General features: G+C 53.3%; 14 protein-coding genes. 4 read left to right on the forward strand and 10 right to left on the reverse strand.

Features of this window, described 5'->3' with window-relative positions; translation table 11 throughout:
* Window positions 1–217 precede the first annotated feature (217 nt).
* Together CGZ75_RS09585 and yjcZ are read left to right on the forward strand one after the other, a co-directional pair.
* The gene (locus CGZ75_RS09585) at window positions 218–2,104 is read left to right on the forward strand and encodes a DEAD/DEAH box helicase (protein ID WP_089523963.1); all 1,887 of its coding nucleotides are present in this window, start codon (window positions 218–220) and stop codon (window positions 2,102–2,104) included.
* Window positions 2,105–2,248: 144 nt separating this feature from the next.
* Window positions 2,249–2,347, forward strand: a complete 99-nt coding sequence (gene yjcZ, locus CGZ75_RS24495; RefSeq protein ID WP_141136709.1) for a sporulation protein YjcZ — start codon at window positions 2,249–2,251, stop codon at window positions 2,345–2,347.
* 485 nt (window positions 2,348–2,832) lie between these two features.
* Here yjcZ and CGZ75_RS09590 read toward each other — a convergent pair whose 3' ends face one another.
* The 6 genes from CGZ75_RS09590 to CGZ75_RS09610 all read right to left on the reverse strand — a co-directional run bounded on the left by CGZ75_RS09590 (window position 2,833) and on the right by CGZ75_RS09610 (window position 7,992).
* Window positions 2,833–3,174 (reverse strand): CD3324 family protein, encoded by a 342-nt coding sequence (locus CGZ75_RS09590; protein ID WP_245850760.1) that lies wholly within the window; start codon window positions 3,172–3,174, stop codon window positions 2,833–2,835.
* A complete protein-coding gene (locus CGZ75_RS25160) occupies window positions 3,137–3,277 on the reverse strand; it encodes a hypothetical protein (protein WP_176444745.1) in 141 nt (46 codons plus the stop codon). The genes CGZ75_RS09590 and CGZ75_RS25160 overlap by 38 nt, the downstream gene beginning before the upstream one ends.
* 286 nt (window positions 3,278–3,563) lie before the next feature.
* Window positions 3,564–4,523: a pseudouridine synthase gene (locus CGZ75_RS09595; RefSeq protein WP_089523964.1), complete on the reverse strand. Its 960-nt coding sequence runs from the start codon at window positions 4,521–4,523 to the stop codon at window positions 3,564–3,566.
* Window positions 4,524–4,602: 79 nt separating this feature from the next.
* Window positions 4,603–5,736, reverse strand: a complete 1,134-nt coding sequence (locus CGZ75_RS09600; RefSeq protein ID WP_089523965.1) for an RNA-guided endonuclease InsQ/TnpB family protein — start codon at window positions 5,734–5,736, stop codon at window positions 4,603–4,605.
* A gap of 321 nt (window positions 5,737–6,057) precedes the next feature.
* Window positions 6,058–6,876, reverse strand: a complete 819-nt coding sequence (gene yjbM, locus CGZ75_RS09605) for a GTP diphosphokinase (RefSeq protein WP_089523966.1) — start codon at window positions 6,874–6,876, stop codon at window positions 6,058–6,060.
* An 18-nt stretch (window positions 6,877–6,894) separates the two neighbouring features.
* Complete coding sequence (locus tag CGZ75_RS09610; RefSeq protein WP_089523967.1) at window positions 6,895–7,992, reverse strand: quinone-dependent dihydroorotate dehydrogenase; 1,098 nt, start codon at window positions 7,990–7,992, stop codon at window positions 6,895–6,897.
* A 186-nt stretch (window positions 7,993–8,178) separates the two neighbouring features.
* On the opposite strand from CGZ75_RS09610, the gene CGZ75_RS25165 reads away from it, so the two are divergent.
* Window positions 8,179–8,319: a hypothetical protein gene (locus CGZ75_RS25165; protein WP_176444746.1), complete on the forward strand. Its 141-nt coding sequence runs from the start codon at window positions 8,179–8,181 to the stop codon at window positions 8,317–8,319.
* A 13-nt stretch (window positions 8,320–8,332) separates the two neighbouring features.
* Here CGZ75_RS25165 and CGZ75_RS09615 read toward each other — a convergent pair whose 3' ends face one another.
* From CGZ75_RS09615 to CGZ75_RS09625, 3 genes are all read right to left on the reverse strand, one after another.
* On the reverse strand, window positions 8,333–9,979 hold the full coding sequence (locus tag CGZ75_RS09615; RefSeq protein WP_089523968.1) for a L,D-transpeptidase: 1,647 nt from the start codon (window positions 9,977–9,979) through the stop codon (window positions 8,333–8,335).
* A gap of 156 nt (window positions 9,980–10,135) precedes the next feature.
* The gene (locus CGZ75_RS09620; protein ID WP_089523969.1) at window positions 10,136–10,372 is read right to left on the reverse strand and encodes a ferredoxin; all 237 of its coding nucleotides are present in this window, start codon (window positions 10,370–10,372) and stop codon (window positions 10,136–10,138) included.
* An 88-nt stretch (window positions 10,373–10,460) separates the two neighbouring features.
* A complete protein-coding gene (locus CGZ75_RS09625) occupies window positions 10,461–11,741 on the reverse strand; it encodes a DNA polymerase IV (RefSeq protein ID WP_089523970.1) in 1,281 nt (426 codons plus the stop codon).
* 174 nt (window positions 11,742–11,915) lie between these two features.
* Here CGZ75_RS09625 and cimA point away from each other — a divergent pair, with 174 nt between their 5' ends.
* Window positions 11,916–13,535: a citramalate synthase gene (cimA, locus tag CGZ75_RS09630; RefSeq protein WP_089523971.1), complete on the forward strand. Its 1,620-nt coding sequence runs from the start codon at window positions 11,916–11,918 to the stop codon at window positions 13,533–13,535.
* Between the two features lie 119 nt (window positions 13,536–13,654).
* On the opposite strand, the gene CGZ75_RS09635 is transcribed toward cimA, so the two are convergent.
* On the reverse strand, window positions 13,655–14,209 hold the full coding sequence (locus CGZ75_RS09635) for a TlpA family protein disulfide reductase (protein ID WP_089523972.1): 555 nt from the start codon (window positions 14,207–14,209) through the stop codon (window positions 13,655–13,657).
* Window positions 14,210–14,225: the final 16 nt, after the last annotated feature.

Consider the following 14,225-nt stretch of genomic DNA (forward strand, 5'->3'; position numbering starts at 1 on the left):
TTTCCCTCGCTTTCTACTCTGCTTGATTGACCCGGTTCGCGGGCCGCATGCGTCACAGACTATCACACCCTTTAGCCGATGGCAAAAAAACGACCTCTTGCGTCGTATCTAATGTGCATCCGACCGCTGCAACTGGTATACTGAAGCCAGAAGCAGCGGACGGCTACAGCATAACGCCGGGCCAACCTGCACAATTCAGAAATGAGGAATTTCCATTATGTCATCATCATTCCAAGCCCTTAGCATCCGGAGCGAGCTCGTCGACCTGCTCATCCAGGAAGGCATTATTACGCCCACTCCGGTACAGGAGACTGCAATTCCCGTCCTGCTGAAGGGCAAGGACGCCATCGTTCAAGCGCAAACAGGCACCGGCAAGACGCTGGCCTTCGCGCTTCCAATTCTGGAGGGCATCCATTCCAATAAAAGCTACACTCAAGCGCTCATTCTGACGCCTACGCGTGAGCTGGCTATTCAGATTACCGGAGAATTGTCCAAGCTTGCTCCACCGCTCGGCGTCTCGGTGCTGGCCGCATACGGTGGTCAAGACGTGGAGTCGCAGATCCGTAAGCTCAAAAATGCACCTCATGTTATTATCGCGACTCCAGGACGGCTGCTTGACCACCTGCGTCGGGAGACGGTAACGCTCAGCTCCATCCGCATGCTCGTGCTCGATGAAGCCGATCAGATGCTGCACATGGGCTTCTTAAAAGAAGTGGAAGCGATCATCGACCAATGCTCGCTCAAACGCCAGACGATGCTTTTCTCGGCGACAATGCCGGCTCCAGTCAAGCAGCTTGCAACTCGCTACATGGATTCTCCTGAGGACATCCGCATTCGTAGCGCTGCGGTAACACTCGATGCGATCGACCAACTGGTCATCGATACAACAGACCGCAACAAACAAGCGCTGTTGCTCTCGCTGCTTGATTCGGAGAATCCTTATTTGGCCGTTGTATTTTGCCGCACCAAGCTGCGGGCCAAAAAGCTGACCGAAGCGTTGCAAGAGGCTGGCGTTCCAGCGGACGAGCTCCACGGCGACCTCACGCAAGCCAAACGCGAGACGGTTATGAAACGATTCCGCAGAGCCAAGCTGCAAGTGCTCGTAGCAACTGACGTCGCTGCTCGCGGTTTGGATGTTGAAGGTGTCACGCATGTATTCAACTATGATGCTCCTACCGATGGAGATTCGTATATCCACCGCATCGGTCGTACAGGCCGCGCCGGAGAGTCCGGCAGAGCAATTACGCTTGCTACGCAGCGCGACCGGATGAACCTTGAGACAATCGAGCAAAAAATCCGCGCCAAGCTGAAACATGCACCAGGCTCCAAGTTTGGAGTCGGACATGACTCGTCCGAGGAGCAGTCGGACTCGGAAGCTCGCAAGCCGAAGCGCAGCGGCTCCCCTGCACGCGGCGGCTCCAAAGGCGGCGCCGGCGGCGGAAGAGGTGGCGCGCGCGGTGGTATACGCGGCGGCTTGGGCCGCGAGGCTGATCGCGGCGGTTTTGGGCGCGAGGCTGACCGCGCCGGCGGGCGTGAGCGCCCAGCGGCACGCGGCGCAGCTAGCCGCTCCGGCGGCGGTGCTGGAGCGCGCACGGCGGGCGCAGCCGCCAACTGGAGCGACGAGCCGCGCGGTAGCAGCGGCTTTAGCCCGCGTGGCGGCTCTGCCTCAGGCGGCCGTTCCGGCGGCGCTGAGCGCTCCAGCGGCCGCGATAGCGGCGGCTTTAGCCCGCGCGGCGGCTCTGCCTCAGGCGGCCGTTCCGGCGGCGCTGAGCGCTCCGGCGGCCGCGACAGCGGCGGCTTTAGCCCGCGCGGCGGCTCTGCCTCAGGCGGCCGTTCCGGCGGCGCTGAGCGCTCCGGCGGCCGCGACAGCGGCGGCTTTAGCCCGCGCGGCGGCTCTGCCTCAGGCGGCCGTTCCGGCGGCGCTGAGCGCTCCGGCGGCCGCGACAGCGGCGGCTTTAGCCCGCGCGGCGGCTCTGCCTCAGGCGGCCGTTCCGGCGGCGCTGGCCGCAGTAGCTCGCCGTCATCCAGTCGCGGCTCCAGGCCTTCGCAGAGTGGCCGCTCCGGCGGCAAATCCAGCGGCGGTCAAGGTCGCCGTACCCGCTAAGCCTAGCTCTTAGCTTCCCTTCTCTCTCGGCCAAGCCTATTTCGCTGGTAACCGGGCGATTGCCCGGACCAATCATGCGATTAGGCATAGACTGGAGTACAAAGCAGCCAATTGCTGCCGGACTCGTTAAGAGGAGGGAATCCCATGTCAGTTGCAGGTATTGGTGGAGGCGTCAGTAGCACAGCCATGATTCTCGTGCTGTTCATCTTGCTAGTCATCATTACTCAAGTTTTTTATTTCTAACCCAATGATTCTCCCTCACTCACCCTTTCGGCTGAGAAATAACTCCCGGCTCCAAGCTTATCGCTTTGCACCGGGCTATACAAAAAGACCGTTCTTCCACGAGAAGAACGGTCTTTTTGTTACATAATCAGCCCTGAATTTTATCCACGCAAAGAACCTCGTTCCATCTTGTGCTCAAAATTCAATTAGTTGTGGTCCCTGCGCATAGATTGTTCCGCATAGTTATAACTGGCACATAGCCTAGCCTCGGCAGTTCTAAACTGACATTTACGTGTATCACTCCATAAGGCAGCCGACGCCCACCCTTAACTAACTGGCTCTGACTAATGAACGCTCACCAAAAAACCTGACATCCAAACCGTGGTCGGTTTAGATGTCAGGTTTATCGCTGTTAGACGCTTTCAATTCAAAAGGGAACTCGTTATGTCCCCAAAACTTGTATTGCATCCCTCAGCAGCCCCGCAAGCCGCCGTCGCGGCGGCAGCTTAGGAGCGGGCTCCAGTTGTTCCTTCGTGGCGGATTGCCGATGAACCGGCAGCCGTTTCGAGTCGGACACCGGCAGCGCGCATCTTCACGACGATTTTGCGGAGGCTCTCGATGGACAGATGGAATTTGCCCTCCAGATCTGCCAGTGAAAGTCCCTTCAGATAGTTGCGATAGATGTCCTCGTTGCGGCGCTGGATGAGTTTGCGGGATCCGCTCAGCTCACCCCATGCAGCACGGCGCTCCTGCTGCTTCGGGATATAAATTAATTCCCCGTTGATATACTGTTGCAGCTCTTTCAGTAAGCTAGGGGGAAGCACGTCTTTTCCATTTTTGTAATTCAAGATTTCCTACCTCCTCAATTGTATAACCCATTGCGACCAAACGGCGGCTTACGGTGATCATGCCTTTAACTCCTGCAGCGACTGAAAACTTTACGTTGTTCATTTTGCTGTTCCTCCTTTCGAAATTTGACCCTCATTGGGGTTGGCGGTTAGCCATCTTCATTGTATTCGCATGCGGGCTGTTCATTTCCTGCTTACCAAAAGAAAAAGAAGTAAGGGAGGCCGAAAGGCCTCCCTTATGGCAAGGATCTCCGCTAGGCGGAGACCACCTCGTATGCCTGATCCATTTCTATCAGCCTCCTTCCAGTAGAGGATGTGTCGGCCCGACAACCTTATTAACGCATATTTTTCCACCATTAGGCAAGAAACAACATGACTATAATCATTTTTTACCGCTTGGCTTCCTTCAGCGCTTCTGGCTGAAGTTGGCTCAACTCATCTTCCGTCAGCTCCCGGTAGCTGCCAATCGGCAATTCCTCATCCAGGACAAGCGGACCCATAGAAATTCGCTTCAAATAGATCACCTTACCGCCAACAGCCTGGAACATGCGTTTCACTTGATGGAACTTCCCTTCGTGGATCGTCAAACGAATTGAGGAGATGATTGCAGCTCCGCCATCCTCTGCATCCGTATTGAGACCATCATCCACTCCGCCGTTCTTCGCATTCTCCTCCTCATCCGCAAAGAGAGCATCTCCCGCTCCGCCCCGGTTCGAATCGCTGTTAGCCACGTCTACTCCATTCTTATCCACTTCAGCGGCCTTATCCAAGCTGATGCCCTCGCCTTCGCCTGCTTCCACATCCGGCTCCTGCGGCTTCCAGGACAAAATCTCCAGCTCCGCTGGAAGAGTCACATAACCATCATCCAGCTCCACTCCTTGACGGAATCGCTCTCTTTCCCATTCACCCACCGCCTCCGGTCCGCGGACAAGTGCTTCGTACGTTTTCGTCACATGTTTGCGCGGAGAAAGCAGCTCATGCGCCAGCTGTCCATCATTGGTGAGCAACAGCAGTCCTTCCGTATCCTTATCCAATCTCCCCACGGGAAAAGGTTCAAGCACCCGGTCCTCAGGTGCCAGCAAGTCAATCACTGTGCGCTCACGGCTATCCTCCGTTGCCGAGATTACACCTGGAGGCTTGTGTAACATCAAGTAGATTTTTTCTCTATACATCACCGTTTCACCATCAAGCGCTACAACTTGGAGATCCGGATTGATAATTCGTCCGCTATCCTTCTCTGGCTTCCCGTCCACGGTGGCCCGACCTGCTTTGATGACCCTTTTGATCTCTGCCCTGGAACCATGTCCCATGCTCGACAACAGCTTGTCCAGCCTTATTCTTTTACTCATCCGTGCACTCTCCTCTATCCCATTAGTCAACTACACGCCACCTTCGCTACGCTTAGAGGTGGGTGCTTGTAAGTAGTCCTTAGATAGCGACTCCTACGTTCGGCACGCTGACGAGTGCCCTGCTCCGAATATTCAGAGCAGCAACATTGTCGGCTGGAGCAGCGTACTCGCAAGCCTGACAACAGAACCAATCTCTCGTTTTGCGGTTCTCTTTGGCAATATGCCCGCACTGTGGACATTCTCGGCTTGTGTTGCGTGGATCAACGAGAACGACAGGCACGCCTGCAATCAAGGCTTTGTATTCGATATACGAGCGAAGCTGTGCAAATGCCCAAGCATGCTGGTTTCGACGCTGAGCCTTACGAACCGTTATCCGTTCACGAATGCCTGTTAAGTCTTCTAATGCAAGCAGCGAACGGTGCCTTTTGGCTTTCTCAACCATATGCTTGGATATGCAGTGATTCACGTCCCTGGAGAAACGGGCTTCTTTGCGTCTGCGACGGGCAAGTAGACGTTTGGCGGACTTTGTTCCTTTTGCTTGGAGTTTTGCACGAAGTTTGGCATTCCGATGCCTTACCGCATTAACCGCATCACCGGAGTGGGATTCTCCCATGCTATCGGCAGCAATATTTTTTATGCCCAGATCGACCCCTAAAGCGTCAATCGGAATGTAGGGCTCGTTTTCTGGCAGCTCAACTACAAGCAGCAGATAAAAAACACCATCATGCCAAATAAGGTCAGCTTGCCCTCGGATATTCTTGCCTTGCATGACACCCTGATGATATGGGCTGATCTTCATTGGCACCTTAATGCGTCCATCCAGCGTCAAGATCGAAGCAAGCTCTAATCCAGTAAACGATAACGTTCTCGCGTCATAGCTCATTGCACCTGTTTCACGAAATGAAATCAGCGTTTTCTCCACGTTTTTCTTGCTTTTGGGCTTCTTATATTCCTTTTTCTTTTTAGCCTTACCTGCAATATAAGCATCCGCTACTTTGCGTACAGCCAGAATAGTCATCTGAGAAGATAAATGGAATTTATCGCGGACGTCATAGTAAACGAGCTTCTGTAGTTTGATGCGGTTGTATTGGGACTGTTCAAAAGCGAACCCACTGATATAGTTGCAAGCAGCATTATACTGTTTCATGGTTTCCAACAATTTATCATGATGTTCTTGCTCCAACATAAGCTTAATTTTCGTTGTAATCAGCATTTTTCTTCACCTCCTTCATACCTATTTTAGCACGAAATGGGTGACCAAATAGGCATGAAGTCAAAGGAAGATGAGCTTATCCTACAAGCATGTCTTTCATCCCCCGCCTATAGAGGACGGGAGAATCCTGACACTAAGAGTATTGAAAAGAAGCGAGGCTCGAAAGCCCCGCTCCGCAACTTTTCATATCAGCACAGCTACCGCTGCACCTTCTTCATATGAGCACAGCATGCCGCTGTTCGTTAAGCTCCTCGCGATCCCTCTGCCGAGCCCGTTCTCTCACAATACCGTGCCCAGCACCGGCTTCTCGATCCTGCTCCACTACTCCCCGTCTCCTTGCTGCGGCGCGCCTCTGCGAGCCTTAAGCAGTGAGATTTGGATGTCTCCGGCCAGCTGCTTCAAGCCGAACGTATCGCCCTGCTCCCACAGCTCGTTGAACTTCAATTGGAACTGGACAGCTTCCCGCACTCTGCGGTAAAAGTACAGATCCTGTATATCGCTCAGCACTTTGCCTACAATATTGGAGCCTTCCTCAAAGCCGATTTGGGCGTCCAAAATTTCCCGGCGAATGCTGGACATCTCATTGTCCAAATTAAATGCTGCCTCAGCCGCCTTACGTAGCCGAAGTTTCACCTCATCCGGCAAGCTTTCCTTGAACTTGTAATTCAGCGAATGCTCAATCGTCGCCCAGAAGTTCATGGCCAGCGTGCGGATTTGGATTTCAGCCAGCACCTTTTTGAAACCAAGCGCCGTCTGCACGGGATACTCAACAATCATATGGTAGCTGCGGTATCCGCTATCTTTATAATTCGTTACATAGTCCTTCTCATATACAAGCTTGAGATCCTGCCTGGAACGAAGAATCGCTGCTACGCGGGTAATATCGTCCACGAACTGGCACATAATCCGAATTCCGGCGATGTCCTCGATGCCGGTTTCCAACTGCTCCATCGGCACGCTAAGGCGCCTGGCTTTATCCAGAACGCTGGAAATTCTCTTCACTCTGCCGGTTACAAACTCAATAGGAGCGTAGGATTCCCTGACCTTCAGCTCCGAGCGGAGCGTCTTGAATTTGACCTTCATTTCCTCAACTGCCTGTTCATAAGGCTGCAAAAAAAGATTCCAATCCCGGCCGTCCATCCGTCCGCCTCCTGTCTGTCATTGATGATCGGCGCCGATTGCTTCGGTAATCCTTGTAAAACCGTCCTTGCGCAGAAGCTCTCTCAGCCCGATCGCAATTTCCTTGACGACCCCCGGTCCCCGGTAAATCATCGATGTGTATATCTCCACCAGCGAAGCACCTGCGCGAATCTTGGCATAGGCATCCTCTGCTGTGAAAATGCCGCCTGACCCGATGATCGGCAGCTTGCCTCCAGTCAACCGGTACAACTCGGAAATGACCTCTGTAGACCGCTCCCGAAGCGGACGTCCGCTCAGCCCGCCGGTCTCCCGCTCATTGACATGGGTCAAGCCTTCCCGGCTAAGCGTCGTGTTCGTTGCGATAATTCCGTTTATACCGCTGTTGGCAATCGTCTCCGCCGTGAGCCCGAGCTGTTCACCGGTCATATCAGGCGCAATCTTGACCAGCACCGGCTTGGCTGGCGCTCCTGCTTTGCGGCCCTGTGCTCTTATTTCTTCCGTTACAGCAGCCAGCAAGACACGCAGCTCATCGCCATGCTGCAGCGCGCGAAGGTCCGGGGTATTGGGAGAGCTGATGTTGACTACAAAAAGATCAGCATGAGCATACAAGTCCCGAATACAAGTTATGTAGTCTTCGTGAGCGAGCTCGTTCGGCGTCGCTTTATTTTTCCCGATATTGACGAACACCGGTATTTTGCGCTGGCGCAAAGCGCCGAGCTTGGCCGCCATGGCCGCAGTGCCGTCATTGTTGAATCCCATCCGATTGATGAGCGCCTCGTCAGAGGGCAATCGGAATAGTCTTGGCAACTCATTGCCAGACTGAGCCTTCGGAGTCACCGTGCCGACCTCCATGAAGCTGAATCCGACGCTGGAAAAGCCCTCAACGGACTTTGCGTTTTTGTCTAAACCTGCTGCCAGCCCGACGGGATGACGAAAGCTCAGATCAAACAGCTCGGTACGTAACTCCGGCATGTCAGGCACTCCGTACATGCTCCCGAGCACAGAGGTCATACCAGGCACTCGTGCCGCCTGATGCAGGCCATCAATGACAAGATGATGCGCTTTCTCCGGGTCCATGCGGAAAAATACTGGCTTGGCAAATGATTGGTACAGCAACCTCTTCACTCCGTTCCTACTATAAATGCTCCGCCCTTCAGTTTATCGCGTTCAGCCCCAAAAGAAAAGAGCGCAGCACAAAGGTAGCGTTTCCATATTGGAAAAACTAACGGGCTATTGCCCAACCCCGCCGCAAGCGATTACAATAGAAAAGCTATAGAAACCGACCTGAAAGGGGATAGAACGATGAGCTCTGCCAAACGCAAACCCCCCACCCGCAAACAAACAAGGAAAGACGAACCTAACCGCAAAGCAATCGCTATCTTCTCGACTGTTTTTGGCTTGCTGGCCATCCTCATGATCGTCCTACTCGTAATTTATAACTGACCTGGGTCAGACTTTATAACAACCAGTTGTACACTTTATTTGGATTCTCTTCAGTCGATACGGGCCGCACTTTGTAGCGGCTCTTCGTCGCTCCCTGCGATGCTTCCTGAGGTTTCAAATGCTCCAGACCTCCAGCCTGGATGGTGACTGGCGTACCGATTGGCACCAGATCGTACAACTCCTCCGCATCTTGACGCCCTATTCTCACACACCCAAGTGATTCGTCTTTGCTAATGGAATCTAAATCATTGGTAGCGTGAATGGCATATCTTGTATCCGATAAAGTCATGCCGCGGCTACTGAACGGCCCCTTTGTAGTTCCGTTAGGATTGCGGACCTTCTCGCTAATTGCGTATTGGCCGAGAGGTGTTTTGGCTCCGCCCAGTCCAACCGGATAAACCCGCACCACGACAGATCCGCTTAGCAGCGCCAAGCGATGCGTTTTGACATCGACAACGATACGAAGGCTCTCTGACATTGCAGATGCAAGTTTGCCCCGCTGCACTTTCTCAGATGATCCATTCTCCTGCGAAGCTACCTTGGTTCCACCGCCCTTGCTCGTCTCCGAGCCATGAGCAGTAACCAACATTTCCGCAAACAGTCTCTCCATTCCGTCTGCCTTACCCGCAAGAATATTGTTCGGATACGGACGCGTCAGATCGGCGAGCGACTTTGGCCACTTCCCATTGATCCGGTAATAACTTCGAATTCCGCTAATGACGGACCAACGCTGCTCCTGAAGGAGCCTTTCTGCCTTTACAACATTATCCACCGACTCGGAAAGACCGCTTTCGCAGTTGCACATATCCTGCGAAACCGGTTCCTGCAGCAAATACGATCCCGCTCGTTCCGTGCGGGAAGCTGATGCCGCTCCAACCGCTGGAAGCTCCCAGCGATAATGTTTACCCGCACGTGGCAGTGTCAAAGCTGCCACTTGATTCCATTTATTCGTGAGGCGAAGTGACTCTGCAGCCGAGACAGCCCCAGATGCGAAAGCCGGACCGTCTACCCACACCATACCTTGCTCGGTTGTGCTGCGGACTACTGCTGATGGCTTGTTTTCCCGTTGTTGATCCACAACGCCAGGCTGCGGCTCCTCCCCACGACCCTTAACTGTCGCAGCTTCCTGTACGGGCCGATTTCCAGGTGCGGAAGAAGCTGCCGGGATCAACAGCAGTCCAGCCAAAACGGCAAGCCCGATGCGTGCAGCTATCCGGCCGCGGCGCGGTTCTTCATTCCAGGAAGAAAGCAACTCTTCAGCAGGAATCAAGCTGTTTTCATAAGGGTGAGGAGAGTTTTCGTATGCTTCATATATAGGTCCGGATCGAAGATAACAATAATTAGCCTTGGCTTCCTTGCCGAGACGAGCATACGTTTTACCGAGTAGGAACCAAGCCATTTTGTTATGCGAATGAGCCGTCACATACTTCTTTAGCTCTTCAAGTCGGCGCTCCAACGCCGCTTCTTGCAGCGCTTCCGTGGGCCCAGCAACGCCTGCCTCATAAGCGGCTTCACCAGTCACGCCTGACGCAGCCCCAGTGTCGCTCCTCAGTCGCCCCTCCCCCTTGCCGAGTTCATTCGGCAGCGGCTTCAGCTCGCCATTCGCAGCAGGCTTTGCCGTCTGCTCCGCCGCTTCCGGCCTTTTATTCTTCCCTTCCATGCGTTTCCTTCCCTTCCCGGAACTGGTCTTTAATTTGTATTATCGGCATCTAGCTACTGCAGCGTTTGGCAGTTGATGGAAAGTTTTATGTCCCTTTAGGCCTAAAAAAACAAAAAACCTGCCCGGCAAGCCGGACAGGCACATAAACAGGTATGATTACATATTAAACGGTTCATCCGCGATCTTGATGGAGTCCGTCGGACAGCCGTCGCAAGCATCCTGCAGATCGTCGAACAGATCGTCCGGGATAGCTTTGATGCCGTGATTGCCATCGCCGTCGTAGATCGTTTCGGCAAGACCCTCGTCGTCGTAATCGTAGATGTCAGGAGCCGTTGCGCCGCAAGCTCCGCATGCGATGCAAGTATCTTTGTCGACCCATGAGTATTTAGACATGATGTTTCCCTCCTCGATAAGTGAAGCCTACCGCAAAAAAATAACCAGGTAAAGTTATTATTACCCGGATTCAACTCGTTATTACACATCAATTTATAACAAAATCCTCATCGATTTGCAAGGATGTACCCCTAATCTTACGGTTGCGAATCAATGTCGAAGGATCATCACCTAACATCCCAGCTGTCAAAATTGCGCTTTCACCGTATTTGTCGCGCATCGCATCCATCGCTTTGGTCAATGCCTCCCGCTTCGGGTCGCTCTCATAGCTGAACAGATCCAGCTGCACAGCAATACTGCTTTTAGGCTGCAAGCTATGCAGCGTGATGCCGAGAAGCCGCACGGGAATCATTTTAGGCCAATGACCGTCAAAAAGACGACAAGCCTCATGATGGATCGTTGACGCATCCTCCACCGGTTTGTCCAGCGTCCGGGAACGTGTATACGTCGTCATATCCGGCAAACGAACGGTAATTTGCACACCGCCGGCTACGAAGCCCTTGCGCCTCATGCGACGGGCGGTCTGGTCGGCCAAATTGAGGAACACACGATGAACCTCTTGCCGGGTTCCTACATTTTCAGGAAGAGTCGTTGTATGTCCAACCGACTTGCTTGCCTCTCTCACCTCGCGCACCAGCGAGTGGTCAATGCCGTTGGCCGCTTCCTTCATCGATGCTCCATACACACCGAACTGGCCGGTCAAAAGCGCCGCGTCAGCCTGAGCAAGCTGTCCTATCGTGCGGATATTTAGCCGCCTCAGCTTGTCTGCTGTTTTGCGGCCGACGCCGAATAACTGATCGCAAGGTTTGTCCCAAAGCAGACGGGGAACGTCACGTATGCGCAGCACCGTAAGCCCGTCAGGCTTTTTCATATCCGAACCCATTTTGGCCAGCAGCTTGTTAGGCCCTATCCCCACGGAGCAAGGCAGCTTTAATTCAATCCCAATGCGCGTCTGAATCGTCTCCGCTATGTCCAACGGTGAGCCGAACAGCGAAGAACCGGTAATATCGAGATAACATTCGTCGATCGATACCGCCTCTAGCAAAGGACTGTACATACCGGCAATCTCCATGAAACCTCTGGAGTAGCGGCGGTACAAATCGAAGTCAGGAGAGATAAGAATCAGGTCTGGACAAAGCTTAAGCCCCTGGCGAACGGTCATGCCAGTGCGGACGCCCCTTGCACGGGCCGGATAGGAGCAGGTGACGATGATGCCCTTGCGTTGCTCAACGCTGCCGGCAACTGCAGTTGACTTACCCGTATAAAGTCCAGGCTGCTCCGCTTCATGTACCGAGCAATAAAAAGCGTTCATATCCAGATGAAGGATGACTCTGCCTTTTTTCGCCGCACCGTCGCTCTTTCCACTCATACCCGTTTCCCCCTTCCTACTATCAGCATATCTCTACCTTAGAAGAGAATCAACTGATGAAAAATCGAGCTTTCTCTTCTATCTGGCATAGGCTCGGTGCTATAATAAGATAATATTTAGTGCATTGCTTTTACGCATTGCTGAGTTAAGACATTAAAGGGGGACTCTCAGTTTATGACCCAGGCCATCTCCATCTTCGATACTACCCTGAGGGACGGCACCCAAGGCGAAGGGATCAGCCTGTCTGCGGACGACAAGCTCAAGATTGCCCAGAAGCTCGATGAACTGGGAGTTCATTATATTGAAGGCGGCAATCCGGGCAGCAACAGCAAGGACATCGAATTTTTCCAAAGGGTGCAAAAGCTTGGGCTGCGGGCCAAAATTACCGCCTTTGGCAGCACACGGCGCAAGAACAGCTTGGCTGAGCAGGATACCAGCCTGATCCGAATCGCCGAGTCGGGCGTGCAGGCCGCCACGCTGGTCGGCAAGTCATGGGATTTCCACGTTCACAAGGCGCTTGGGACGACGCTGGAAGAGAATCTGTCCATGATCTTCGACTCCATCGCCTATCTCAAACAGCGTGGTCTTGAAGCGATTTTCGACGCGGAGCATTTCTTTGACGGGTTCAAAAACAACCCGGAATACGCTGTCGCTGTGCTGAAACGCGCTCGCGCTGCAGGCGCGGATTGGCTCGTGATGTGCGATACGAATGGCGGCACGATGCCAGGAGAAATCTCCGATATTGTTCGCCGAGTAAGCTCCGAGATCAACGCACCGCTAGGCATTCATACCCATAATGACTGCGAGCTGGCCGTTGCCAACACGCTGGCTGCTGTGCAAGCGGGAGCAACGCAGGTGCAGGGAACAATCAACGGATACGGCGAGCGTTGCGGCAATGCCAATCTTTGCTCCATCCTGCCAAGCCTTGAGCTGAAGCTTGGTTACAACACTGTAGGTACCGACAAGCTCCGCCTGCTCACCTCAACAGCACGTTATATTAGCGAGATCGCTAATGTGAGCATGCCTGTCGGCCAGCCGTATGTCGGCAATGCTGCTTTTGCCCATAAGGGTGGCATCCATGTCTCGGCCATTCTTAAAGACTCCAAAACATACGAGCATATCGAGCCTGATCTAGTCGGCAACAAACAGCGTATCCTCGTTTCCGAGCTGGCTGGACAGAGCAACGTTATCTCCAAGGCGCAGGAGCTTGGACTGGATATTAACAGCAATAACGACAACACCAAATCCATTATCGAGCGAATCAAGGACCTTGAGCATCAGGGATATCAGTTCGAGGCGGCGGATGCCAGTCTGGAGCTGTTGCTGCGTGATGCCTTTGGCGGCCTGAACGAAGTATTTGCCGTAGAGACGTTCAAAATCCTCCTCGAGAAGACGGTTCACGGAATGTCTACGGAGGCGATAGTTAAGCTGCGTGTCGGTGAAGAATCCGTTTATACCGCAGCCGAAGGCAATGGCCCTGTCAACGCACTCGACAATGCGCTGCGTAAGGCATTGCTGCCGTTTTATCCGCGCATTAATGATATCCATCTGGCGGATTACAAGGTACGTGTGTTGGACGAGAAGGACGCTACAGCAGCCAAAGTTCGCGTGCTGATTGAGTCCAGCGACTTCGCCAGCAGCTGGAATACCGTCGGTGTATCCGGCAATGTGATCGAAGCGAGCTGGGAAGCTTTGCTGGACAGCATCCGCTATGCGCTGCTCGGCATGGATCGAATGGAATCCGGAACGGGAGAAGATTCTCTTCGCAGCCGCACAGGAGTCATTAATCACTAATAAAGGTTGTTCAAAAAGGCCACCATTGATCACGATGTAAACACCACCGTAAAATCAAACAGCCCGGCAGCAAGCGGACATTCCGCAGGCAGCCAGGCTATTTTGAATTAGGTTAGAGCTTAAGGACTCTTCAGCAGATCATCCAGCTTCTGTTTCCATTGATCTATTGGAATAACGCCAGTGATGCGATCCTTCACCTTGCCGTCTGTACCGATCAGCACTGTAGTCGGGAAATTGCTGACTTTATACAGCTTGGTTACGTCGCCACTCCGGTCCATCGGAATCGGGAAGGTTAGCTTTTTCTCATCGACAAACTTACGTGCATCGCGTTCGCGGTCGTAACTCGTGGAATTGACGCCATAAAAATCTATCTGGTCGCCATATTTGAGGTAAAGCTCCTGCAAATCAGGCGCCTCAAGATCACATGGCCCGCACCAGGAAGCCCAAAAATTAACAAAAACCGGCTTTTTCCTGGCTCCTTGCACCGCATATGTCTGTTCATCGAGACCCGTTAAGCTAAACGCAGGCGCGTCATAACCCGTTTTGGGCTTGGCCTCGCCATTACCGGTAATCGCAGCGATTCCTCCAAGCGGCATGTCAGCGCGATCCATCCAAATCCATACTCCAAGCAAAACAGCCACCAGTAGAATTCCTGTTGTAGTGAATCGTTTCATGCCATACCTTCCTTCG

It is taken from the genome of Paenibacillus herberti (assembly GCF_002233675.1).
GTDB classification, from domain to species: domain Bacteria; phylum Bacillota; class Bacilli; order Paenibacillales; family Paenibacillaceae; genus Paenibacillus_O; species Paenibacillus_O herberti.